Source organism: Ensifer sp. Root31 (genome assembly GCF_001424825.1).
GTDB lineage: Bacteria > Pseudomonadota > Alphaproteobacteria > Rhizobiales > Rhizobiaceae > Ensifer > Ensifer canadensis.
The window spans coordinates 13985-37214 of the sequence record NZ_LMCO01000017.1; the positions used below are offsets into that span (position 1 = coordinate 13985).

Below are 23230 nucleotides of genomic sequence, written 5' to 3' on the forward strand. Positions count from 1 at the left end.
CTCCAAGAAGGGTCGCTCATCTTGCACACGATCCGGAGGGATTAAGTTCTGGATCGTTTTTGCGCGTGCACTACTGAAAGCGCGGCACATCAAAATTGTTCCCGTCCCTAACCGGCGCGCGTGGTTCTCTGCCTTAACGGCCGGCGCGTGCTTTCGATGATACCAGCGCGCCGAAGGATAACCAACAGGCGCCAAAGGCGTACCTCCATGGTCCAGGCGTCGATCCTCTGCTCCCTCAACGACTACGCTCCCCCCACCAGGGCCTCTCCCACGCAGGCTGACGCAGCGCTCGTTGTGCTAAAGCCACCCAGCCTTGCGGAAGCGCAAGAAGAGCACCACACAGAGAAAGACGATCGCCCCGAGAACCACGTAGTAGCCATAGAGCGTGTCGAGTTCGGGCATGTGTTTGAAGTTCATGCCGTAAATGCCCGCAATAGCGGTAGGCACCGCAAGGATCGCAGCCCATGCAGCCAGCTGTCGCGTGATCGTTCCTTGTCTCTGTTGTTCGAGCAGGTTACTGGCTTCAAACACAGATGTGATGACCTCGCGCAAACCCGCAACCATGCCTTCGACGCGTCTGATATGATCCAGCACGTCGCGGAAATATGGTCTGGCGTTATCGTCGACGCACGGAAGTTCCAGATGAACCAGTTTGCTGGCGACTTCCGACATGGGACCGAGAATGCGTTGGAACAGGATGACCTGCCGCCGCAGCCGGAAAATTCGCCTGATTTCATCCCGCTCTAGAAAGGCTACAAGCATGTGTTTTTCCATGCCGAGAACCTTGTCCTCGATCGTTTGAACGATCGGCAGGTAGCCGTCGACAATGAAATCGATGACCGCATGAAGGACATAGTCGGTCCCTCGCGCCAGCAATTGCGGCGATGCCTCGAGCTGTGCTCTCAACTCTGTGTGACTGCGTGCCGAGCCCTGCCGGACTGTGATGATGTGGTGTCTGCCGACAAAGATCGCCGTCTCACCGTAGACGATCTTGTCCTTCTCCAGATGGGCAGTCTTGGCAATTACGAACAGTTGCTCGCCGTAGACCTCCACCTTGGCGATCTGATTTCCATTGAGCGCATCTTCAACGGCAAGTGGGTGAAGCCCGAATGCCGCGGCAACTGCCGTCATTTCCTCCGGCGTCGGGTCGTGAAGCCCTATCCAGGCGAATTCGCTTTCATCCATTACCCGCGCTTGTCCGGAAAGCTCGAGCGTATCCGCACGCTTTCCGTTGCGATACAAATACGACGCGACGACACTCATCAGTTCGATCCATATTGCGGGGGCTGGAAAAGGGCCCGTTGAGATTGGTGCCTGGGACAGGTAACGGTGCGACAAGAGCGGCGTGCCGGTCGGTTATTGGCAACAAAGCAACGAGATCCGACCTGCTTCCAACGCATCGGCATACCCACCGACTGCAGTAAGAGCAACTGCCTTCGTGCACAACCGACCGCGGTCGGCACGGCCAACTATCCGCCGTCCGCACCGAATCGGCTGACTACACGGCCAAACGCTGCTCACCCATAGCGACATGGTGAGCCTCCGTTGCAGTAGAGTCTGTAGCCGGCAAAAGACAAGTTTCTGTGCTTTCGCCGACTGGATATGCGCTCGACCTTCAGTGAAGTCCGTCAGAGCACACCAGCGGGCCGAGCCCTGCCATCATCACCAGGCGCGCGTCGAGCGAGGCATGAAGCGCGCGATACATGTCCTCGATCGCCTCGAAATCCTTGATCGCCTCGAGATCCGCGTTGCCGTCTTCCATTTCGTCGCCGACGGTTTGCGCCTTGACGCAAAGTTCCCCAACCCGTGACCACAGGTGAAGCGCTTCTGCCTTGGCAAGCTGCTCGCGTGACAGGGCCTGCAGTACAACTCTCTCGACCGCCATGGCGATCTCTGCCTGCTCAAGGATTACGGCGCGCCAATCGGGCATTCAGACATCCTGTTCGGTTCCGACGTCATAGCTCGCCATGCTGATCTTAAGGGGCGCCCTCACACAATTAACTTTGACATACTGGTGACAAGTACTGGCGCGAAACGCGTCGTGTGACGAAAACGTAATTTTGCTCACTGTCGCTGTTGTTCTATTGGTGTGCAGGGGGCGTCTTTGTTGCGAACTTTGGGAACGGCCAGGCGATGAGAAGACGTACCATCATTCTTGGAGCAGGAGCCCTTCTGGCAGGAGCAAACGTTGCTCTGCTGGCCGGCAGGAGCGGCGGCGGCGATGCGGTGTCGCGTGACAGCATCGACTGGACCGCCTCGGGGCTGCGAGCCGGCGGGACGGCTGGAGTACCCGCTGACTTGCCCGATCCGGTGTTTCGCGAACAGCCCCAATGCGTCACCACCCTCGCGCAGACCCTCGGTCCCTGCCATACCAATGACGTTCCCATCCGACGCGACGTGACGGAAGGCGTCAACGGACTGCCCACCCGCATCAGCTAGCGCCTTTTGCGGTCCGAGGATTGCAACCCGATAAAAGGTGCAGACGTCGAGATTTGGCATGCCGATACGCGCGGCGTTTATTCCGGGCGCGCGGCAGGGATGTGCAACGCGGACGATCAAGACGCCAGCAGCCTCGCGTTTTTGCGGGGCAGGCAGATCAGCGACGCCGAGGGCCGTGTGAATTTTCTCAGCATTTATCCTGGCTGGTACAGTGGCCGTACCGTCCATGTCCATCTGCGTATCGTGATTGAGGGCATGGAGTTGCTGGTCACGCAACTCCTGTTCGACGAACCGCTCAGCGATATCGTCTATCAAGGCCACCCCGATTATGCAGCGCGCCCGCAGCGCGATACGATGAACGGCAGCGACAGCGTTTTTTCTGCGGCGGAGGCGTCGGAATTCATCTTCGACGTCGAACGGCTCGAAATCGGCATTCTGCAAGCAAGCTACACTATCGGTGTCGCAGGCGCATAGATTCGCTTTGCGGGCCGGGCCAATCGCCGCGAACCCCGAAGGTCTGTGTTTCCCTCAGGTCAGGCGAGCCGGCCGACATCCTTCAAGATTGCGTAGAGTTCGGCCGCCGCTTCATTTTCGTCACCTGCATCGAGCCAGATCGGACCGATGGCAAGCTCAATGTCTTCCGCATACCTTTCGCCCATGATCAAGCTGACGGTATGGAGGCCTGCAGCCTCGGATATCGTAGGATTGACGGCGATATGAAAGAAGCCGTTTTGGGTATCTCCCGGCATTTCATAGACACGGGCCAGGAAGCCTTGAAAATCCGCCACGTCGTTGCGTTGCTCAAGCGCCGTGAGCAACGAAGGATGCAGAATCTCGACAGCGATTGATTGTGGCTCCAGCCAACGAGTACCAAGTTCACCAGCGGCCTCGACCTCACCTTGGACCCCGGATTCACTGAACATACGGTTTCTCCTCTCGACGAAGGTTATGGCAGAGTACGAACGCATCAGCGCGCATGGGAGCGCTTGCAGACCGACAACACGCCGTGCGCGCCGCTCAGGTATCGCGTCAACTGGCGTGCTGTCGATCTCCCATCGATGTGGCTATGCCGAATTGCTGCGCTTCCAGTTTATCGGCATGAGCTGCCAGATCGGCGCTCAAGGCTCTCGCTTGCGCCGCTGTCAGGCCGAACTGAAGCGCGCTGACGTGGTGCGATGCCGGTTCGTCCGAGAACTCAATCCGCAAGCCGATATCGGCATTTTCGCCTAGCAGTGCTGCACTTTTCCAAGCCAGGACTGCAGATATCCTGACACATCCATCGCCATCTCTGTTCCAACCGTCCCAAGCCATAGAAGCCCCCACGTTGTGATTGCGTAATTAAAGCAAACCAAAGACAAGTTGTCGATATAAGCACATATCGGTCTCGTAAGCGAACGATCGGCCCACTTGCAAATCGGGCCGGGCCGCCAGTGGCGCCACCCGAAGGGGGCGGATTGGACCGATTCGAGCCGAGAGCTGGAACCCTGACGGTCTACAGGTTCTGAGATAAAAATTCCCACGTAGCAACCGTCTCAGCACCGGACCAATAGCAGCCGTGGACGGCGCACATCCTTTCTATGGGTTCGAGGCGCCGCGCGCTACGCGAACCAAGCATCCTTCACATCAGGTGGTGGGGAGCTGGCGCGGCTATTACGACAAATGGTGGTGATTGCCGGCGGAGATGGTGGAGTCGGGAGTCAAGCCTCGCTCGGCTTGCACCTCAAGCGTTTGTCCAACGGACTTGGCCTCTCGCCCAATTGTGCCTGACGGCAGTGGGCGTCATGGCGGCCGCCGCTTGGTTCCTCCAGTCATGAAGAAGCGGCTGCCCTCGGTCGAGCATGTTGAGACGCTGTCCCTGGTGGCGATGCGCCGTCTCGTCGGTGGCCTTGTCGAGGAACTGCACGCGCTCAAGACAGAGGTCGCAACACTGCGATCCGAGAACGCAGCCTTGCGGGAAGACAATGCCCAACTTCGGCTCGACAATTCACGTCTTAAGGCTGAGAACCAACAGCTGCGCGACGAGATTGCGCGCTTGAAGAAACTGCCGCCGCGTCCGCCGTTTCGACCGTCCGGCATGGAGAAGGCGACAGAACCCGGTAACGGTGATCGTGCGGCTGGTAAATCGCCACGCGGCCCCAAGCGTGACCGGAACCGGATCACCCGCACCGTGACACTGGGGGCCGATGCGCCTGAAGGTTCTCGGTTCAAAGGCTACAAGAGCTTCTTCGTGCGCGATCTGGTGCTGGCGGCAGAACTTGTGAACTACCGCCGCGAGCGCTGGCTGACGCCTGAAGGCGTCGTCGCGCCGTTGCCGGAAGGGGTCTCCAGCGGCTTTGGCCGGAACCTGCGCCGCGCCTGTCTGGCGCTGCATGCCCAGGGGCAGGTCACGACGCCGCGCCTGACCGCGATCCTCAACAGCATCGGCGTCGAGATCTCCAAGCGGCGGGTTGTCCGGCTGCTCACCACCAACCTCGATCCGTTCGTCGAGGAAGACAGTGCGGTTCTTCATGCCGGGCTGGTGTCGGCGCCGTTCATCACGGTCGACGATACCGGTGCATGGCACAATCGGCGCAATGCCTCCACCACCCAGATTGGCGGCGAGCGTTTTTCCACCTTTCGCACCAGCTTCTCCAAATCGCGGCTTAATTTCCTGTCCGTCCTGCGGTCGGGCCATCAGGATTATGTTCTCAATGACGAGGCGATGAACTGGTTGAAGGCGCAGGGCGTCGAGCACGCGATCATGGCCAGGCTCAAGACCAATCCCCCTGCAGTATTCACCGATCAGGTTGCGTTCCTCGAGCATTTGGCCAGCAAGGGCATCGATATCCTCGACCGACAGCTTCTGCGTCCTGTCGCGGAGGCGGCGATCTGGGGCGCCATCCGCCATCACGGCCTGCTCGGCAGCACGGTGATCGTTTCGGACGATGCGGGTCAGTTCCGTGTCGCCAACCACGCCTTGTGCTGGATTCATGCGGAACGCCTGCTGCAGAAACTGATGCCGGCGACAGCGAAACAAGAACGGCTGGTCACGACGATCCGTGACCTCGTCTGGCGCTTTTACAAGGCGCTGAAGGTCTGGAAACAACAACCTTCCCCGCAGTTGATCACCGGGTTTCGGCGCAGGTTCGACAAAATATTCGCGCGACGTACCGGCTATACCGAGCTCGACAAGTTGCTCTTGCGTCTCCACCGACGAAAGGCTGAACTGCTCAAAGTTCTCGAGCACCCATATATTCCACTGCACACCAACGCGTCGGAGAACGATATTCGTTCCTTCGTCACCAGGCGCAAGATCTCCGGCGGCACCATAAGTGCCGACGGTCGCATTGCCCGCGACGTCATGCTCGGACTGATGAAGACCTGCCAAAAGCTCGGCATCTCCTTCTATCATTTCCTGGGGGATCGCCTCGGGTTGGGAAGCGCTGGACGGCCAATTCCACCTTTGTCGCAACTCGTCATGATGGCGAATTAAAGTCAGGCCTTTCTCGAAAACGGCACCAGCTTGCCGCTCTGCTCCTCGTCAGGCCGCTTTTCCTTTCGCAGCAACTGCGGTGAGACATTCCATTGGCGGGCGTTGTCGCCGTGCACCGTCACCGTTTTGCGGTTGCGACGGATGACGATTCCGGCCTGCGTCTGGCCGTTATTGTCTTCAAACACCACGCGCTCGCCGATCGCCAGTTCAAGCAAGGCATGCGTCGTCTTCTGCTGATGCAGAAAGTGGAGCCGATCGACAACCGCGTCGTGCAATTCGATCAGCTCTGCTTCATTCAATGCGTCAAGGTCGATCCCGTGCATCCTGGGCCTCCATCCAGAGCGATCGTCACTCCGAAATTCGACCAATGCAACGCGGATCAACAGCTACCCACAACATCATCAACCAACTGAGTTTCGGCGCCGCCACCCTTTCTGCCCCACGTACCCGTTCTTGTCGCATCCCTAGTCGAAATCTGTGATTGTTAACTAATTGAATATGCTGCAGAGTTCTGGCAATCAGAAGCCAATCGGTCATTCCCTTCCGTCACTCTTGGCGTTGCAAGCGTTGCGCTCGGTCGGATAGGATCGACTGCTGGGGGTGATTTATCATGCCATTCGCGCCGCTTGGGGCGCGCCAGTATAGGCATTCTAGCCTCCGTCAACTGTATGTCAAAGGCATTACCGTGTGAGTCAACTTGATATGATACCAACTTCAACACTGAATCCGGGTAATGTAGAATCGTAATGTCGCAAGTTTTGGCCGGCGTCCTGAGCGTTACCCGACGACCGAGGTTGAACCGGCGATCGCCCGATGCACGATCGACGAGAAGAATATCGCTCGAAGCAGGATCGGCAATTGGTGCCGAACTGGGCCGCTTCGCGAGCATGGTCCGCAATTACAAAATCTGGAAGCTGAAAGATTTGGTAGACGACGCCCGTACACAGCCCCCTTCAACGGCAATCGACGGGGTCCCAGCCATGGCAATCATTCCAACTTGCTGCGTGTGTCGGCGCTCAGGTTGCCATGCGAAGTAGCCCGGCCTGTACGGCCTTATCCAATCCAGTTAGCCTGGCAAGAAATTCCCATCGCGTACCGCAAGTGCGTTGCGATGCCGGCATGCGCATCACGCCGATCGTATAGAATGGCACGTCTTCACGAAAGCGACGATTGGAAGACCGAAGCCAACAATACGCATTCAGTACAGTCGACCCGGGAGGCGATATCCCCGCCAATGCTCCAATTGGCAACGCTTAATGAATCGATCGCTCGGTAGAGTCGCGCTCATCCCATCTTGTCCCGAACAGCAGGCTCGCATTGAAATATGTCCCATCGCGGGCACTTTTTATGCCGGCCGCATACCAGCCTTACCGCGATAGGGCTTCAAACTCCGGTGGCTCGCCCGGGTCCCATGGCGCCAACCGATGTAGCGCGGCAACACGCTATGACCTCAGAAGGCAACGACAAATACCGCTCCAGATGCAGAAGCTAACGCGATCCACCGCGGTGCCCATGGGCACATTGTCACTCACTGGGTGGACGCGAGTAATTGCTCCCACCCTGCGTCAACAGCAGCGACGAACATATGCCCAACTATCCCCGCAGCCGATTGGCGGCTCTATCAGCAGCGTCGCGATCGCCACCATGCTGCTTGATGATACGCCGGGCGTCACTCTCCTTGATCCCGTGCTTTTTTGCGAAATAGCCGACTTCATATTTCTGGCTACCTGCCGCGAGTCGGCGAGGGCTGGTTGTCTTCGTCTTGTCATCTTGCATCTAGGATCTCCTTCCTAACGATCAACGCAGACGAGAATCCCAGGTTCCATATCTTCCAAATTGCCCACACGGGGTGATAGCCGCTGGGCCGCCGTAACGGACACTTGGTGAAACGGAAGGCGCCATGTTGTCTGCAGACAACGTCGCCACCTTGCCAACACCTGCAGTCCAGAAGAGGGCGCATCTAGGGAGAGATCACCCGTTTTGAGCTCCGACCAGGCCGGCACAACGGAAAATAAGCCAGAATGCGTTTCCCGGCTTCCGGCAGTCTTAAGCCCGGTTGTTGTCAGCAGACAACAACGGGAGCGGGCCGTCGACCCAACGCAGCCAGCGCGACGCGACGATGCAGTCCAATCCAATCTCAAATGTCGTTGGCACTGAAGCAAGGCAGCACGACGCGCACAAACACTTCGCCTTGGCATTCGTCCACCGGGAAACTGCATGCGTTGCCGAAACAGCGCCGCGGTTTGACGCCGCTGCCTACTTAGGGATGTGCCTACGCGGCTGGCGGCGGCTATGACGAGCGGGGCTCATGCATCGTCCCATGTTGTCTGCAGACAACAACGCATGTACTGGGGCAGGTCAAATCCCCTGAATACCACCTATGCGTGCTATCTTGCTGCACAGTCAACCGACATCGTTGTCTGCAGACAACAAATCAAACCTCACCGGGCTCGCTTAAGTCGGCTGACTGCCGCCCCGAGGCCGTGCCGGCCTCTGATGCTTCCACAGAGGTAGCGAAATTTACAGACGAAGATGCGCGCGGCGGTAAGGGTACGAAGGAACCTGTCAGAACACTTAATTTCAAGCACCCTCTTCCCTTCTCCGCCCGATCCATTAGTTTTGATGGCGCAACAAACGCCATGCGAACCCCTGGTTCCAAGGCTCACGAAGGGGAATGTTATGGCGACTGGTACCGTGAAGTGGTTTAATTCGACGAAGGGCTATGGCTTCATCCAGCCCGACGATGGCGGCACGGACGTCTTCGTCCATGCGTCTGCCGTCGAGCGGGCAGGCATGCGTGGTCTGAACGACGGCCAAAAGATCAGCTACGATCTCGTCGAGGACCGCAAATCAGGCAAGACATCGGCTGACAACCTGCGGGCCTGACACGGCTCCCGTAACTTTACCATTGGCCGGCTGCGCCGGCCAATGGTAGGCGACGTAATGAACTCCAGATCTGCCTACGACATCAAGGCACAAGTTCGTTGTCAGCAACGCAAATCAACCGCATTTTCGTTACAGAACCATGTCACCCTTGAGGCAACTCAGCGGCGTCCATTGCGCCCACATAGATTGGCAAAAATCGGGTTCAAGGGCACCTAGGCGACAAAGAATGCAGCCACCGCCGACCAGAAGCTTTGCGGACGCTCCGAGAGTAAGCTTCGGACCTGGCGAGCCGCTGCAGCCGCACTCACCGTCCTGCCGAAGTGGCAGTAGCAGACGATGTCATGCAGTTCCTCGTCACTGATCTCAAAGAACCGTTTCGCCTCGCCGTAGGTGTCGTTGTCCAAGCCGGCCGCATGCAGCACTGGATCGCGGAAGGCAACCGTTATCGGCGAGTAGTCGCTACGCAGTGCATTTCGTTCGTCGCTAAACTGGAACTCGGTCTCATGAAGCGTGTCGAGGTGCCTGTGCCGAATTTGCTCTAGCAACTCGGCCCAACGTTCCAGTCGCTGTCGGCGTGTCATCCCGCGCGCGCCGAAAATTGGCTCTATCTGCGCGATGGTCTGCAACTGCTCCAAGGTGTGATGCTTCATTGTCGCCTCCAATCAAACGACGTTGCGAGAGCCAGCCCAGCACCAGCCTGTTCCTAGTCGTTGGCGCTGTCCAATCACGATGCTGGTGACAGGCAATATCGTAGCTGGAATGGAGCTTTGGTGCGTAAATTCGCTCGTTTTTGAACTCGTCTTTCAAAACAACGATTGAGGCATCATGATCTGGGCGAAACGACGAAACGTGCGGGATCATGGCGCAATTGGAGGTTTGGAGATGGTGAACCGCCTTTGGGCTTGGTCGGACACGGTCCGCACTCCCGACGAAACACCCGGCGAATTGCTCGCGAACTGCCACACCCGTTGTATCGGTTCTCCCAAACCGGCAACCCATCGCCCCCTGATTGTCCAGTAGGTAACCCCTGCGCCGGGTTCCGGCCGATCGGTATTGAATGAAACTGACGGGCCCGCCGGGCAACGGGTCTTCATCTTTCATCAATTGTGCCAAGCATGGTACCCTTGAAATCTTCAACTTGGGCATCAACCGTTTCGACATACGGCGCAATTTTTCGGACTACGTCTACGCGCTTTTGGGCGCTTGCTTAATCCATCCTTGGAAAGGCAAAGCCACCGCACTCTTTCGCGCGACATACCTGTAGCGAAAATCCGGCCACCAGATCGATGCGGCGCATGGGTTGATTTTCCCTCGACAGCTGTGAGCATCAGCGCCACGGAATTTGCTCAACTGCGGACATACGCACCAAAGGGTCACGACATAGGCACATGCAGTGCAAATCGGATGCTGGCGACAGGATCGCCAAAACGGCTTGGATCCTTGTATGGACAGGCAGTTTCCTATTCACGCGATGCGCCTCTGCTCACAGCTTCTTGAGCCGCAGCATTGCAGTCACTTCGTGCGGTGCGAGCACTCCATCTTTCCGCACCATTCCCGCCGAGAACTTCGTAACTGCCTCCGCGCCCATCAGCCCCTCCTAATGTGTGGAAGAGAGACTAGTTTTAGGTATCGCTACCGGACCAGGTTTGCATGTCGCCCGACAACGAAAACAGCCGGGCGATGCGCGGGTTGAAAATGGCAGCCCCGCGCCTTGCTGCCGAATTTTCTGACCCAAACGCAAGGCCGCCAAGTGGAATCTCAAAGGATTTCCAATCCGAAATCAGCGCGCCTCGCCATACCCACAATCAGACCCCTTCTGCATTAGAGTTTGCGTGGCGGAAGTAAACTGAACTTTCCATTCTGTTACGCCGTACATTGAAAGCAAGTTCATGTAGTTAGCACGCGCCAAATTGCGTCCGGACGCTCTTGCCTGGTAGGACATGGGGCAGAAACGGTGACGGCGCCGGATTTCCCATTGCCGGAGGATCTTGTGGGTTGTTGGTGCTGCGCGATTGCGTTGGCCCCATGTTCCAGGCAATCATCTTCATGAATGGAGCCAGCATGCAGAAGTTCGACCTTGATACCTTGAGCGAAGTAGAGCTGATCGAATTGCACGATGCGGTCGTCGACCGGCTGCACTTTCTGCATGAGCAGAAGAAAGACGACGCATGCCTTGCTTGAACTGGCGATCGGCGAGCGCGTGATATTCGAAGACAGTAACGGCCAGACGCAGGCTGGAATCGTCATCCGTCGCAACCGCAAAACGGTGACTGTGCACGGCGACAACGCCCGCCAATGGAACGTCTCACCGCAGTTGCTGCGAAAGGAAAGGCGACCTGACGAACGGCAAAGCAGCAAGCTGGTGCCGTTTTCGGGAAAGGTCTGACTTTAACACGCCATCGTCACGAGTTAGGGAAAGGCTGGAATTGGCCGCCCTGAGCTTCCCAACCCGAGGCGAGCCCGAGCAAATACTACTCATTGCCTAGGGTCGTTGTGCGCAATTTTTAGTGTCAGGGCTGGTGAACACGCCCCCGCTTTTCCCCGGCAAGTGAAACCTAAAGCGGTTGTTCAAAAGGCTCACGCTACGACAATCAAGATTTCCGCGACGGATTTGCAGCGCGAATGACCCGGCTCGACGGTCGAGCCTTTGAGTGATTGGCAGGATGTCCTTGGAAATGAGATCGTCGCTCTTCAACTGGCACTCGTTCGAGTGGTCGGTGATAGCGCGAGCGATGTCGCCATTTTCCGCACGCAGTCACGCAACCGTGACTGTCAACGGAACCTCTCGTCGAGGCTACTGCGCGCCGGTAAACAAGCAGTTGTTAATACACGGTCGAGCGTTGGTCGATCCGCTAGACTGTTCGAACACCAATGGCAGCCCGAAAAACAGATGCGGCTCAAATGCCGGTCGTGGTCAATCTCCTGCGACGGTGCCTCGGCCCTGGCCAATCATCACAGGCCTTTGGCGAAAAGACACTTGCCTCTCGCCTTCGTCATATTTCCCGCCGCTTGTGTTTGCTGCCGTCATAACCAAGGACGGTTTCGGACGTGGGCAACTGTAAAAGCGGCGGTGAGCGCCGGAGTTGTTTCGACCCCACGAGCAGTTTGCCCCGAGGGAAACGGGGCAAGGTGGAAGTCCTTCACATATCGCACGCCGATCTCGAGATGCTCGTGCGATTATGCGGAGCCCAACAGTTGGTCGCAGTGCTGGCAGTTCAATGTTTGGCTCTCGCAACAGTCGCTTCCAATCATACTGAACCCCGCGCATCGATGCCATTTTTCCGGTCTCGTGCTTAAGCACCGATCGCGCTGAACAGTGAAGGTCGAAAGATCTCAATTGCGAAGGCAACAAATACGGACCATGACAAGGCGTGCGATCGAGCCACTTGTCGGGAGTCGCCGGCATCGGATCATTTTTCCTTAGGTCTGTTCCGGTAAATGAAAACCGCTTGCGCACGCCGATCCCGTGTGAATCACTTGACTGACGGGTCTCAAGCACCTTCAGCCTGAAGACCGCATTCTCCAAGCAGCGGGCCCAGATTTCGAAATCTGCGTTTGAACGACCAGGGTGCGGGGTTCTTTGTCAGCATATTTCAGCGCCACCTGTTTGAAAGCGCCCGAATTAGCTACGAACAAGCGCGAACAATCTAGATATCCGGGCCACATGCTACCTGCGGTCTCAGGCGAGACACCGGTCATGGTGCTAAAATGTCGGCCGCAGGTTCTCAGAACCTGTCCCTCAGCTCCGCCCGTTTCCCGGGAACCACCTGCACCCTTTCCCCGTTCCGGACGTGCAAATGGAGTTCGCTATGTTGGGTGAAAGAAACTACCTAAAGCCAGAACGTCACACCTCCGGCGGCCTGCCCGTTGGTATCTTACTCATCTCGGTCCTCGCACTTTCGGCCTATCTCCTTGTCGGAAGCTCGTTTGTTGGCAACAAGCCGTCAACCCCGACTGTCTACCTCCCGGTGGTGTCGCAGCAATCGCGCTAACTGCATCCCCTACCAAGACTAAAGAGGAGAAGGGGAGGGCGACTGCTGTGGTGACGCCGACAGCCGAGACCAGACCTCCGCAAACGGCGACCTGCATGTCAAACCTTTCGAAGTCATGGCCGGACCCGGGTGTGGCAAACACTACCTGACCGATGGCAATCGCTGTCTCCGGCTAGGTGCAGTTCACGTGGGGAAGCGTCAAGCCGAGAGCAGTTTGCCCAACCGCAGCCCGGCTCACGACGCAGAAGCCAGATTGGATGTCGGCGCCCCACGAAGCAGTGCCATCAGCATCGGCCCGAGCGAGAACTCCCCGCGCCGCGCCCGGTTTGTCAGATCTCTGAGATAACCGCCGGGCGAATTGATGTGTCCGGACCGCTCGTACATGCAAGCCACCACGGACGCAGCCGTCGCCGGCCCCATCACCTCGCACGCTTCCTCATAGGCCGACGGGCTGACCGCAAGCATCGAGCGGACGGTCACCGCGGCCATCATCAGATCACGCCAACTCGAAACCACGCCGTCCGGGCCGAAAGGTTTGATCTCGGGGCAGGCCCGCAAAACCATCTCCAACGGGAATGGCTGTACGCCCTTCGGCTTTGCTCCGCTTTCCGCCCTCGGCTTTTCGTCCTGCTCTTTTTCAGAGCGTGGTTCAAGTTCATTGAAGGATTCGGGTTTTGAATTCTGTATGTGCTGCTCAGATAGACCATCATTGCTAGCCATATTTTCGGAAATCGCGTTATCATCCAGCATGTTGACGACTTCTTCGTGCAAAAGCGTCATCTCGTCAGCAATGGCCCGCAAATCCTTGAGGCTCGGTCGGCGTGGAATTCGTGCGATAAGCGCGACAAACATGTCTTCGGCGTGCCCCCAATCGCCGGATGCCCCCTCCTCGATCGCGGCAGTAATCAGCTTGCGAATATCCCGGCGGCACAATGAGACACGCTCCTTGGCGATCAGGAACCGCCGGCGTTCTGCCGCAACTTCCTGGGCCAGGCCTGCCAGTTCTTCCGAGCGGGCCAAAAGCGGGGCGAGATCAAAGCCGTAGGCCTCCTCTATGCCGCCTTCGCCGTCCTTGCGTGCATATCTCTTGCCATTGGGGCTGTCCTTGCGCGAAATCAGGCCCGCCTCCACCAATGCAGCAAGGCAGCGGCGTAGCGTGCTGCCGGCGATGCCATTGGCGCGGTGGGTCAGCTGGGCGTTCGACGGGAACACGACGAGGTCATTGCCCTCAGCCAATTCGCCCTGCGGATAGAATGACAGAAGTGCGTTCAGCACAGCCAGAGCGCGGTCCTGGACGCCAAGAAGGGTCCGTGCCTCGCATACGTCGCGAAGCACCTTCCACTTGTCGACGGTTTTTCCGGCTTTGATGCCGGACGATCTGATTTGTCCCTTCACCAGGGCAAGCGACATCGGCCGCCGCCCGAATGGCGTCGTTACGGATAACCTGTCCATTTCAGCCTTACCTTTTTTCAGGCAAAGGAACGCCGGTCACCGAAACGGCGCCAAATCTCCGAAGAGAGTCTTGACTGTGAATCCCGGAAGTGCGAATCTCGAAATCGCCAAATGACGAGAAAGGGCCTTCAGAGACGGTGTTTCGGGGGCCTTTTTTCTTTTGCCGTGCTGCTCCTCTATATTTTCAGTCTTCAGGACGGCGCCCTATTCGGCGCTGCTCTGCGTTTTCTCCAGCGCCGCCTCGTAAGCTTCAAACAGCTCGGGCAATTTCGCCGTCAGATAATCTGCAAATCCGTCATGCCGATCGCGCCGGATCGACAGGCGCCATTGCTTGTCGCTCGTGGCCACTTTTCCGATCTCCGCACCCGATCCACTAGTGACAGTCTCAGGTGCAAGCCCAGCGGCTGGCCCTTTTTCGGACTTTGTCGCGGCCGCAAAGGCCAGCATAAAGCGGTCATCCGTTTCCCGTGTCGTAAAGCCGGCTTTGGTTGCAACCGCCAAGGCGCGCTTCAATGCCGGCTCGTTGCCGATCGCATCAACCAGTGACTGCCAGCGGCCTCGACCGATTTTCGGTGCCCGCCCGATGGCGTCCACAAGTTCGCGCGGCAATGCGCGTGCGACAGCGACCAGCTTGGAAACTTCAGCCCGGTCGACAGAAAGTGCCGACTGGATCAGCGCACGGGCAAAGCCGGCATCCTCCAAACGGCAAGCAAATACCGCGCGTTCGATGAAGCTCAGGTCTTCGCGGGCGGAGTTCTCCACACCTTGCGCCACGACTAGATCTTCATCGCTCAGCGAGCGCACATAGGCTTTGACGGGAATGCCGAGCGCACGAGCGGCACGAATGCGCCGATGTCCGTAAGCGCTCTGGTAGCGACCGGATAAAGAAGGATGCTCGCGGAGGAGGACGGGAATTTCCTGTCCTCTTTCCCGGATCGAAGTTATCAGTGCCTCGAAACTGGCTGGGTCCTGCTCGCTGAAGCGATCGGCTAAAGGCGAGGGATCGATCAGGGTGGGGTCGATCTCCACGGCGAGCTGGCCCGACGCGAGCTTTGCGCGAAGAACTTCATACTCCTTCTCGACGTCCGAAAAGGTGTCCTTGAGCGAGCGGACTGCGCCGGAGCTCATACGCGGCAGCGCCGGACGCTTGATGTCACCATCAACGGAGTGCTCGCTCTGGCCGGAAAACATCGAGCGAATGGACTGGGTGCGTTTGCTCAATGGAGGGACCTCCTCGTTACAGGCGAGGCGTTGTCTGTAGACAACATTCCCCGCCCAAGGGGAAAGAGTACTGGCACGGAATGGGAGCAATCACTCATCGCTGCCATACCTTCGAAATCAGGTCGATCACCTCGGTGTTGACCGCGTTGACCGATTCCATGGCTCGGTCATAAACGGACCGCCCGACGGCGCCCTTCGACAATTCGAACAGCGACTGCTTGGTGAGGCCGGCATTGGCAATGGCCGTCGACTTCCATGCCGTAGCCCTGAGGACATCGCTTCCGAAGAGGTCGCGCAACAGTCCGACGATCTCCTGCTCGGGCACGTCGCGCGGATCGTGCCTGGTCACGACGAATTTCATGAAATCGTAGTTCAGATGCGCGCCGGCATCCTCGATCACCGCGATGAGATCGGCTGTCATCAACAGGAACTGGCTCATCGATGCGACATCGACCATCTGCGGGTGGATCGTCACCAGCATGCCGGTTGCCGCATTGAGGGCGCCCATGGTCAAGAAGCCGAGTTGCGGCGGGCAGTCGATGACAACGACGTCATAGTCCGCCTCGACTTCATCGATGGCGGCAGCGACGCGGCGAAAGAACAGATCCTCGGGTCCGGATCGTTTGCCCATTGCACGCGGGGTTTCATGCTCGAACTCCATCAGCTCGAGATTGCCCGGGACGAGGTCTATGCCCTCGAAATAGGTCGATCGGATCACCGAACGCATGTTGACCCGCTCCTCATCGTAGCGGATCGCGCCGTAGAGGGTGGTGTTTTCGGCAATGTCGAATTCCGGCTGGTAACCGAACATGGCAGACAGCGACGCCTGGGGATCGAGGTCGATCGCCAGAACGCGGTAACCCTGCAGCGCCAGCCCCTGTGCGAGGTATAGCGATGACGTCGTCTTGGCTGAGCCGCCCTTGAAGTTGGCGACGCTGATGATCTGGAGCTTGTCACCTACGCGGCGGCGCGGCCAGAACTTCAAGGCTTCCTTCGGGCGTGCTTCGGCAAGATAGGCGCGAAGCTCGTTGATTTGGCGCAGTGTGTAGGAACGGCGACCAGCGGTGCCCAGTTCCGGCATCGGCCCGAGACCGTCCAAGGACAATTGCCTGAGATAACCGTCCGATACACCAACGATCTGCGCGACCTCTCCTGAGGTAAACGACCTCAGGCTCTTCATCGCCTTCGGCGGAAAAGCAATTTCACCAACGGCCCGCAGACGGTCCGAAAGCGCGGTCGCCTGGCGTGTGATACGCTCGGAAGTCGTCTCGTTTTCAACCTGGGGATTCGCGGGCTTCAACATCGGGGTCTCTTCAAAACGGTTTCTTCGCGTCTGACGCATTGTTTCCGTCTGGAAGTAGAGACACGATTCGTTGTCGGTCGACAAGCCGCTTTAGGGATAACAAGAACTTAGCAGTTGCAGCGGAAGCGGCATCCCACTGCTTTCTCCTTGACGCATTCCGTATACTTATCAGCAGCTTGGCGGCACTTTGGCGTCACCTTTCCGCCCAACAATCCCTTGCTTTTGCGGGCCCTTCACGTGGCGTTGTCAACCGTTTCTTGCACTGACTGACACGGCCAACAGGGCAAAACGGCAAAATCGCCGCTCCCGGCAGTCTACTTCCGCAGCCAAATCAATTGATTCGCACCGAGCCGGAAGAGCGTCAGCGGCTGAGTGGGACCGCGTGGTCACCCGATCTTCCACGGCGATGTGTTCTGCCGGGTGGCGGTGAACTCACCTGATCTGGCAGTTGCTTCCGCCTGCCCAATCGGTATCGTTTGAACGCGATTCGTCGCTTGGAGGATCTATGCGTCAGCAGACAAAGCCGTTTATTGTTGAGATAAAGCCGTCCCGCAAGGTGAAGGCCGATAGCCAAAAGACATCGATCTGGGGGAAACTGGATCTGAGTCCCGAACCCGATCTGCAAGCAGAGCCCGTTGGGGCAGAGGAGCTAATCCTCGAGGCTAGTCGGCCCTAGATGATCCAACACGTGTTTGCCGACTGCAGACGGGCCTGAGGTTTGCAAGCCGACTCGCCTTTCCGGGCAAAACAAGTGCGGCCACATGTCGTACTGCAGAGCGACATGGGCGCCAAGCGCACCGGGCAACCACACTGGTCAAGGCGTAGCTCGAGGCTATGTCAGTTCGAGACTTTGACCGACAAAAGCCGAAATCATAAATCGCGCACGACGCAGCTCTCCGGGCATGGCTTTAGCGCACACTTCGCTTCAGTCGATCAGCCGATCGACGTTGGCGACGCATTTCCGAAGAAGAAGACCCTCTGCGACACAGCTAGTTGATTCCTGCGCGGCTGTATCCTAGGGCTGCTTGCCAGCGGCCGTCCGGTTGGCATTAAGCGCGATCAAGGGAGTGTCAGGTGGGAGGAGCCATCGTCGGACACGAATGGCAACCGGTTTCTGCGCTGACCGGTCGCGCCGATTGATCGGCGCCGGCCAAAAATTTTGGCAAAAAAAATGGGCCTGCGGAAAACCGCGGCCCATGAAGTGTGAAGGTCATAAAACCTCCAGAGGGGAACAGCTGCTGCGGCGGCACTGGGAGGAGAAGCCGCCATGTGCATCAGCTGTGAGCGTTATGATCGTTTTTTGATCATTTGGAAAACATTTTTTGTGCAATGCAGCTATGCGTATGCTGCGTTGCTTGTCCGCTCCAGGACAGGCAAACGATTGGTGCGAAGCGATCCCCTGGCTGACCGGCACTTAAAAGCTCCAAGCGTTAAGCAGCGCATTGAACGCGCAGAACCGGTGCAGAGAGCTCAAGGAAGATTGTCAGTTCGGCAATTTCGCATCGCTGGATGGGGCGGGCCATTGGCCTAGAAGGCGAGATTGTGACGTAAAGCACGCTGGCCGCAACGTTGGCTATTCGTTTTCCCCACGAGAGTGATTGACCGCTTCCTGGCTTTTCGCCGCGACACTCGAATACATCCCGGTCGTACGGAACTCGGTGGGACTCGCACCAAAATAGCGTCGAAACACTTTGGCGAAATAGTTCGGGTCTTCGAAGCCGGACATGATCGACACTTCCTTGACCGAGAGATGTGCCGCCTTTGTCAAAAGTTTCGTTGCCCGCTGCAATCGCTTGCGCAGCACGAACTCCGCGGGCGGCATGCCTTCGCTAGCGGCAAACACGCGCGAGAAGTGCGCGCGGCTGAGCCCAGACACTTCGGCAAGCGTCTCGACGGGAAGGGGATGCGCAAGGTTCGCCATGATATGTTGAATGACATGCTGCATTGTCCGGTATTCCTGGCTGAATACGGGATGGGCGCCGAAGACGTCGTCATAGAGTGCCATTGCGGCCTCGTAGGCGATTGCCGATGCGCTGCCCGACGCTTCGCCGCCGCCTGAAATCAGCCGCAAACTGCAGTCTGCCAGATGCTCGATTGTCTCGGGCTTCAGGTTCAGGATTGGGCCGGTTGTCGAAAGAATGGCCTTGTGGATGCGCAGTGCCTCTTCGCCGTTCATCGATATCCAGAAGAACTCCCACCGACCATTCTGCTCGAGCCAGTAGCGATGGTTGTGCGGCACCAGCAAGAGAAGCGTTTCGCCCTCGCGCACACGGTGATTGCGCGCTTCGTAGCGCAGGTTTCCCGCGCCTGAGATCGTATACTGCAGCACGGTAAACGGTGTCTGTCCCCGCTTGCGACCATCCCAATCGTAACTTCCGTCCGTGCGGATCTCATAGCCCGTGCTGGTCGGCATGGTGTGCAGGCTGTGACGCCCGCGCGGTAGCGAGACCGTCTTCATGGCAGGGCCATTCTCGATCAGCCGTTTCAGCATAGAATTACCCATGAAAGCACAATACCTCTCTGGCGACGCCAAACATTATACGCATAATGCCCCACAACAAGGCAAGACGGCCGATTTCAGGCGGCACGTGGGGAGTAAACCGGGAGGGAACCGCGCTTTGGCGCAACCTTGTCGGCGCACCAATTTTACCCAGACCGCCTTTATTCGGTTGAACGAACAGCGACGAGGACAGCATGAGTAACTTCAAGATTGCCATCATCGGCGCCGGCAGCGTTGGTTTCACCAAGAAGCTCTTTACCGATATTCTCTGCGTTCCGGAGTTCCACGATGTCGAGTTCGCGCTCACAGACGTCAGCGCGCACAACCTCGACATGATCAAGTCGATCCTCGACAAGATCGTCGAAGCCAACAACTTGCCGACCAGGGTCACAGCATCCACCGACCGCCGCGAAGCGATCTCAGGCGCGCGCTACATCATCAGCTGCGTGCGGGTCGGCGGGCTCAGTGCCTATGCCGATGATATCCGTATCCCGCTCAAATACGGCGTCGACCAGTGCGTCGGCGATACGATCTGCGCCGGCGGCATACTCTATGGCCAGCGCAACATTCCGGTCATCCTCGATTTCTGCAAGGACATCCGCGAACTGGCCGAGCCGGGCGCGAAGTTCCTCAACTATGCCAACCCGATGGCGATGAACACCTGGGCGGCGATCGAGTACGGTAAGGTCGACACGGTCGGGCTTTGCCACGGCGTCCAGCATGGCGGCGAGCAGATCGCCGAGATCCTCGGCGCCGGGGAGGGCGAACTCGACTTCATCTGCTCCGGCATCAATCACCAGACGTGGTTCGTCGACATCAGGCTGCGCGGTCGCAAGATCGGCAAGGACGAACTTGTCGCCGCCTTCGAGGCTCATCCGGTCTTCTCGAAGCAGGAAAAGCTCAGGATCGACGTGCTGAAGCGCTTCGGGGTCTATTCCACCGAGAGCAACGGCCATCTCTCCGAATACCTTCCCTGGTATCGCAAGCGTCCGGATGAGATCACCCGCTGGATCGACATGTCGGACTGGATCCATGGCGAAACCGGCGGCTACCTCCGCTATTCGACGGAAACCCGCAACTGGTTCGAAACCGAGTTCCCGCAGTTCCTGGAGGATGCCCGGCGTCCGATCGATGCGACAAAGCGCTCGAACGAGCACGCCAGCCACATCCTGGAGGCTCTGGAGACGGGGCGCGTCTATCGCGGCCATTTCAACGTCAAGAATACCGGCGTCATCACCAATCTGCCTGCCGATGCGATCATCGAGTCTCCCGGCTTCGTCGATCGCTTCGGCATCAACATGGTCTCGGGCATCACGCTTCCCCAGGCCTGCGCCGCCACCTGCCTGTCCTCTATCAATGTCCAGCGTATGTCGGTGCATGCGGCCATTTCAGGCGATCTCGATCTGCTCAAGCTGGCGATGCTGCACGATCCGCTGGTTGGCGCCATCTGTACGCCAGAGGAGGTCTGGCAGATGGTCGACGAGATGGTCGTCGCACAAGCCAAATGGCTACCGCAATACGCCCACGCGATCGACGGTGCCAGAGAGCGCCTGAGCCGGGCGACCGTCAAGACCCGCGATTGGAACGGGGCGGCACGACGCCAGGTGCGCTCGGTGGACGAGATCCGCGCCGAGCGACACGAGACCAAAGCCCGCGCCGCCGGTTGACGGCCGGCGGGGCCACTGCGTGAGGAGACGCGGACCCCGCTTGCCGCCACATGCCCGCCCCCGCGGGACATTCTGAGACTTTCTAGGAGGAGGCCACCTTTCGGCGTGGCAGATACATGAGGGAGAACCACAGACCATGAACAGCCACCGACTGACAAAAATGGCGAGCCTGCTGCTTGTCGGCATCTCAAGCTTCGCGCTGCAGGCGGCCGCATCGGAGCCGACTGTCGTGCCCGAGCAGCCACCGTTTCCGGCGCAGGGCAAGATCACCTTCGTGCCACGCGACTCGATCGCCGAGTTCAAGGCGTTGCCGGAATACAAGGAGCCGACCTGGGTTACGGAAAAATACGTGAAGGCCGGCAAGCTGCCGCCGGTCGCCGAGCGCCTGCCGAAGGAGCCGATGGTCTTTAAGACCGGCAACATGCCTGACGGCGTCGGCGTCTATGGCGACACGCTGCGCCACGTGATCGGCGGCCGGCCGGAGGGCTGGAACTACAGCGCCGGCCAAAGCCAGGGCTGGGGCGGCATCGATATCGGCATGTCGGAATGTCTGACGCGCACGGCGCCGCTCTTCCAGGTGGAGGCGAAGGACGTCGAACCGCTGCCGAACCTTGCAAAGAGCTGGGACTGGTCCGCGGACGGTCACAAGCTGACCATGCATCTCGTCGAGGGCGCGAAATGGTCGGACGGCGATCCCTTCGACGCCGAGGACGTGATGTTCTACTGGGAGGACAATGTTCTCGATCCGAGCGTGACGCCCCTGAACGGCGCGACGCCTGAGACCTTCGGCGAGGGAACGACGCTGAAGCAGATCGACACGTATACGGTCGAATGGACCTTCAAGGAGGCCTTCCCGCGCCAGCACCTCTATGCCATGGCCTATGGCACCTTCTGCCCCGGCCCGTCGCATATCCTCAAGACCAAACATCCAAAATATGCTGGCACGACCTATGACCAGTACAAGAACGGCTTTCCGGCGGAATACATGAATATACCGGTGATGGGTGCGTGGGTGCCGGTCGCCTATCGGCCGGACGACATCATCGTGCTGCGCCGCAACCCCTACTATTGGAAGGTCGACGAGGCCGGCAACCAGCTGCCTTACCTCAACGAGCTTCACTACAAGCTCTCGACCTGGGCCGACCGCGACGTGCAGGCCGTCGCCGGTTCGGGCGATTTCTCAAACCTGGAACAGCCGGAAAACTTCGTCGAATCGCTGAAGCGCGCAGCCGACGAGGCAGCCCCCGCACGGCTTGCGTTCGGTCCGCGTCTCATCGGCTACAACATGCACATGAACTTCTCGGCCAATGGCTGGGGTGAGCCAGACGAGCGGGCCCAAGCGGTGCGCGAACTCAACCGCAACGAGGATTTCCGCAAGGCGGTGACCATGGCGGTCGACCGGAAAAAGCTCGGTGAGGCTCTGGTCAAGGGACCCTTCACGGCGATTTATCCGGGCGGCATTTCCTCCGGCACGAGCTTCTACGACCGGCAGTCCACGATCTATTATCCCTATGACCTCGACGGTGCGAAGGCGTTGCTCGAGAAGGTCGGCCTCAAGGACACCGACGGCAACGGCTTTGTCAACTTCCCGTCCGACAAGCTCGGTGGGCGCGATGTCGAGATCGTGCTGCTCGTGGGCTCGGACACAGGCACAGACAGGAATCTGGCCGAGGGCATCATCGGGCAGATGGAGAAGCTTGGCTTGCGCGTCGTGCTCAATGCGATGGACGGCAAGCAGCGCGACGCGGCCAACTATTCCGGTCGCTTCGACTGGATGGTGCACCGCAATCAGGCGGAGTTTGCCTCCGTCGTTCAAAACACCCCGCAACTCGCGGCAACCGGCCCGCGAACGAGCTGGCACCATCGCGCTCCGGAAGGCGGTGTTCCTGACCTGATGCCGTTCGAGAAGGAGCTTGTCGACATCGTCAACAAGTTCATCGCGACCAACGACAACGCCGAGCGCGCGGAATTGATGAAGCAGTATCAGAAGGTCGCAACGACCAATGTCGATACCGTTGGTCTGACCGAATATCCCGGCGCGCTGATCATCAACAAGCGCTTCTCGAACATTCCGACAGGCGCGCCCATTTTGATGTTCAACTGGGCTGAAGACACAATCATCCGCGAGCGGGTCTTCGTGGCGGCCGACAAGCAGGCCGACTTCGAACTCTTCGCCGAGCAGCTTCCGGGCAAGCCTGGTGAGAGCGGGCCGAGCAACTAACGAGACCTCGCCTCCTCCGGCCCGATCTCGGGCCGGAGGAGGCACCCGCATTCACCCGGTGCGCCGTCTCTAGCCGG

At 58.6% G+C, this 23230-nt stretch carries 16 protein-coding genes and 1 pseudogene; 6 read left to right on the forward strand and 11 right to left on the reverse strand.

Annotated elements, in window-relative coordinates; all coding sequences use genetic code 11:
- Positions 1-297: 297 nt before the first annotated feature.
- Positions 298-1263, reverse strand: coding sequence for a magnesium and cobalt transport protein CorA (locus ASD00_RS17100; RefSeq protein ID WP_057207680.1), 966 nt, complete (start codon positions 1261-1263; stop codon positions 298-300).
- A gap of 352 nt (positions 1264-1615) precedes the next feature.
- Positions 1616-1930: a hypothetical protein gene (locus tag ASD00_RS17105; protein WP_057207681.1), complete on the reverse strand. Its 315-nt coding sequence runs from the start codon at positions 1928-1930 to the stop codon at positions 1616-1618.
- Between the two features lie 203 nt (positions 1931-2133).
- Here ASD00_RS17105 and ASD00_RS17110 point away from each other — a divergent pair.
- Positions 2134-2913: pseudogene (locus tag ASD00_RS17110) on the forward strand (protocatechuate 3,4-dioxygenase).
- A 59-nt stretch (positions 2914-2972) separates the two neighbouring features.
- On the opposite strand, the gene ASD00_RS17115 reads toward ASD00_RS17110, so the two are convergent.
- Both ASD00_RS17115 and ASD00_RS40105 read right to left on the reverse strand, forming a co-directional pair.
- The gene (locus ASD00_RS17115) at positions 2973-3362 is read right to left on the reverse strand and encodes a hypothetical protein (protein ID WP_057207682.1); all 390 of its coding nucleotides are present in this window, start codon (positions 3360-3362) and stop codon (positions 2973-2975) included.
- Positions 3363-3468: 106 nt separating this feature from the next.
- On the reverse strand, positions 3469-3750 hold the full coding sequence (locus ASD00_RS40105; protein WP_156407948.1) for a hypothetical protein: 282 nt from the start codon (positions 3748-3750) through the stop codon (positions 3469-3471).
- Between the two features lie 499 nt (positions 3751-4249).
- Here ASD00_RS40105 and ASD00_RS17125 point away from each other — a divergent pair, with 499 nt between their 5' ends.
- Positions 4250-5911 carry a transposase gene (locus ASD00_RS17125; protein WP_057207684.1) on the forward strand — a complete coding sequence of 554 codons (1662 nt, stop codon included), beginning with the start codon at positions 4250-4252 and terminating at the stop codon, positions 5909-5911.
- Between the two features lie 2 nt (positions 5912-5913).
- Here the strand turns inward: ASD00_RS17125 and ASD00_RS17130 are convergent, their stop codons facing one another.
- Positions 5914-6234, reverse strand: a complete 321-nt coding sequence (locus ASD00_RS17130; protein ID WP_057207685.1) for a hypothetical protein — start codon at positions 6232-6234, stop codon at positions 5914-5916.
- A 1270-nt stretch (positions 6235-7504) separates the two neighbouring features.
- Positions 7505-7687: a DUF3606 domain-containing protein gene (locus ASD00_RS17135; RefSeq protein ID WP_057207686.1), complete on the reverse strand. Its 183-nt coding sequence runs from the start codon at positions 7685-7687 to the stop codon at positions 7505-7507.
- 903 nt (positions 7688-8590) lie between these two features.
- Here ASD00_RS17135 and ASD00_RS17140 point away from each other — a divergent pair.
- A complete protein-coding gene (locus ASD00_RS17140; RefSeq protein ID WP_057207687.1) occupies positions 8591-8797 on the forward strand; it encodes a cold-shock protein in 207 nt (68 codons plus the stop codon).
- A 212-nt stretch (positions 8798-9009) separates the two neighbouring features.
- Here the strand turns inward: ASD00_RS17140 and ASD00_RS17145 are convergent, their stop codons facing one another.
- Positions 9010-9447, reverse strand: a complete 438-nt coding sequence (locus ASD00_RS17145) for a hypothetical protein (RefSeq protein ID WP_057207688.1) — start codon at positions 9445-9447, stop codon at positions 9010-9012.
- Positions 9448-10943: 1496 nt separating this feature from the next.
- On the opposite strand from ASD00_RS17145, the gene ASD00_RS17155 reads away from it, so the two are divergent.
- On the forward strand, positions 10944-11183 hold the full coding sequence (locus tag ASD00_RS17155; RefSeq protein ID WP_234907961.1) for a hypothetical protein: 240 nt from the start codon (positions 10944-10946) through the stop codon (positions 11181-11183).
- Between the two features lie 1840 nt (positions 11184-13023).
- Here ASD00_RS17155 and repC read toward each other — a convergent pair.
- From repC to ASD00_RS17180, 4 genes are all read right to left on the reverse strand, one after another.
- The gene (gene repC / locus ASD00_RS17165) at positions 13024-14241 is read right to left on the reverse strand and encodes a plasmid replication protein RepC (RefSeq protein ID WP_057207690.1); all 1218 of its coding nucleotides are present in this window, start codon (positions 14239-14241) and stop codon (positions 13024-13026) included.
- A gap of 204 nt (positions 14242-14445) precedes the next feature.
- Positions 14446-15462, reverse strand: a complete 1017-nt coding sequence (repB, locus tag ASD00_RS17170; RefSeq protein WP_057207691.1) for a plasmid partitioning protein RepB — start codon at positions 15460-15462, stop codon at positions 14446-14448.
- 94 nt (positions 15463-15556) lie between these two features.
- Complete coding sequence (gene repA / locus ASD00_RS17175) at positions 15557-16765, reverse strand: plasmid partitioning protein RepA (RefSeq protein WP_057207692.1); 1209 nt, start codon at positions 16763-16765, stop codon at positions 15557-15559.
- 1573 nt (positions 16766-18338) lie between these two features.
- A complete protein-coding gene (locus ASD00_RS17180; protein WP_057207693.1) occupies positions 18339-19268 on the reverse strand; it encodes an AraC family transcriptional regulator in 930 nt (309 codons plus the stop codon).
- A 191-nt stretch (positions 19269-19459) separates the two neighbouring features.
- On the opposite strand from ASD00_RS17180, the gene ASD00_RS17185 reads away from it, so the two are divergent.
- Positions 19460-20932 (forward strand): alpha-glucosidase/alpha-galactosidase, encoded by a 1473-nt coding sequence (locus ASD00_RS17185; RefSeq protein ID WP_057207694.1) that lies wholly within the window; start codon positions 19460-19462, stop codon positions 20930-20932.
- Positions 20933-21068: 136 nt separating this feature from the next.
- The gene (locus tag ASD00_RS17190) at positions 21069-23153 is read left to right on the forward strand and encodes an ABC transporter substrate-binding protein (RefSeq protein ID WP_057207695.1); all 2085 of its coding nucleotides are present in this window, start codon (positions 21069-21071) and stop codon (positions 23151-23153) included.
- The last annotated feature ends 77 nt before the right edge of the window (positions 23154-23230 follow it).

What these genes read in the sequence shown, in the direction of transcription:
- ASD00_RS17100 (WP_057207680.1), bottom strand. Translation starts at nt 1,263, where the DNA reads ATGAGTGTCGTCGCGTCGTATTTGTATCGCAACGGAAAGCGTGCGGAT.
- ASD00_RS17105 (WP_057207681.1), bottom strand. Translation starts at nt 1,930, where the DNA reads ATGCCCGATTGGCGCGCCGTAATCCTTGAGCAGGCAGAGATCGCCATG.
- ASD00_RS17115 (WP_057207682.1), bottom strand. Translation starts at nt 3,362, where the DNA reads ATGTTCAGTGAATCCGGGGTCCAAGGTGAGGTCGAGGCCGCTGGTGAA.
- ASD00_RS40105 (WP_156407948.1), bottom strand. Translation starts at nt 3,750, where the DNA reads ATGGCTTGGGACGGTTGGAACAGAGATGGCGATGGATGTGTCAGGATA.
- ASD00_RS17125 (WP_057207684.1), top strand. Translation starts at nt 4,250, where the DNA reads ATGAAGAAGCGGCTGCCCTCGGTCGAGCATGTTGAGACGCTGTCCCTG.
- ASD00_RS17130 (WP_057207685.1), bottom strand. Translation starts at nt 6,234, where the DNA reads ATGCACGGGATCGACCTTGACGCATTGAATGAAGCAGAGCTGATCGAA.
- ASD00_RS17135 (WP_057207686.1), bottom strand. Translation starts at nt 7,687, where the DNA reads ATGCAAGATGACAAGACGAAGACAACCAGCCCTCGCCGACTCGCGGCA.
- ASD00_RS17140 (WP_057207687.1), top strand. Translation starts at nt 8,591, where the DNA reads ATGGCGACTGGTACCGTGAAGTGGTTTAATTCGACGAAGGGCTATGGC.
- ASD00_RS17145 (WP_057207688.1), bottom strand. Translation starts at nt 9,447, where the DNA reads ATGAAGCATCACACCTTGGAGCAGTTGCAGACCATCGCGCAGATAGAG.
- ASD00_RS17155 (WP_234907961.1), top strand. Translation starts at nt 10,944, where the DNA reads ATGAGCAGAAGAAAGACGACGCATGCCTTGCTTGAACTGGCGATCGGC.
- repC (WP_057207690.1), bottom strand. Translation starts at nt 14,241, where the DNA reads ATGGACAGGTTATCCGTAACGACGCCATTCGGGCGGCGGCCGATGTCG.
- repA (WP_057207692.1), bottom strand. Translation starts at nt 16,765, where the DNA reads ATGTTGAAGCCCGCGAATCCCCAGGTTGAAAACGAGACGACTTCCGAG.
- ASD00_RS17180 (WP_057207693.1), bottom strand. Translation starts at nt 19,268, where the DNA reads ATGGGTAATTCTATGCTGAAACGGCTGATCGAGAATGGCCCTGCCATG.
- ASD00_RS17185 (WP_057207694.1), top strand. Translation starts at nt 19,460, where the DNA reads ATGAGTAACTTCAAGATTGCCATCATCGGCGCCGGCAGCGTTGGTTTC.
- ASD00_RS17190 (WP_057207695.1), top strand. Translation starts at nt 21,069, where the DNA reads ATGAACAGCCACCGACTGACAAAAATGGCGAGCCTGCTGCTTGTCGGC.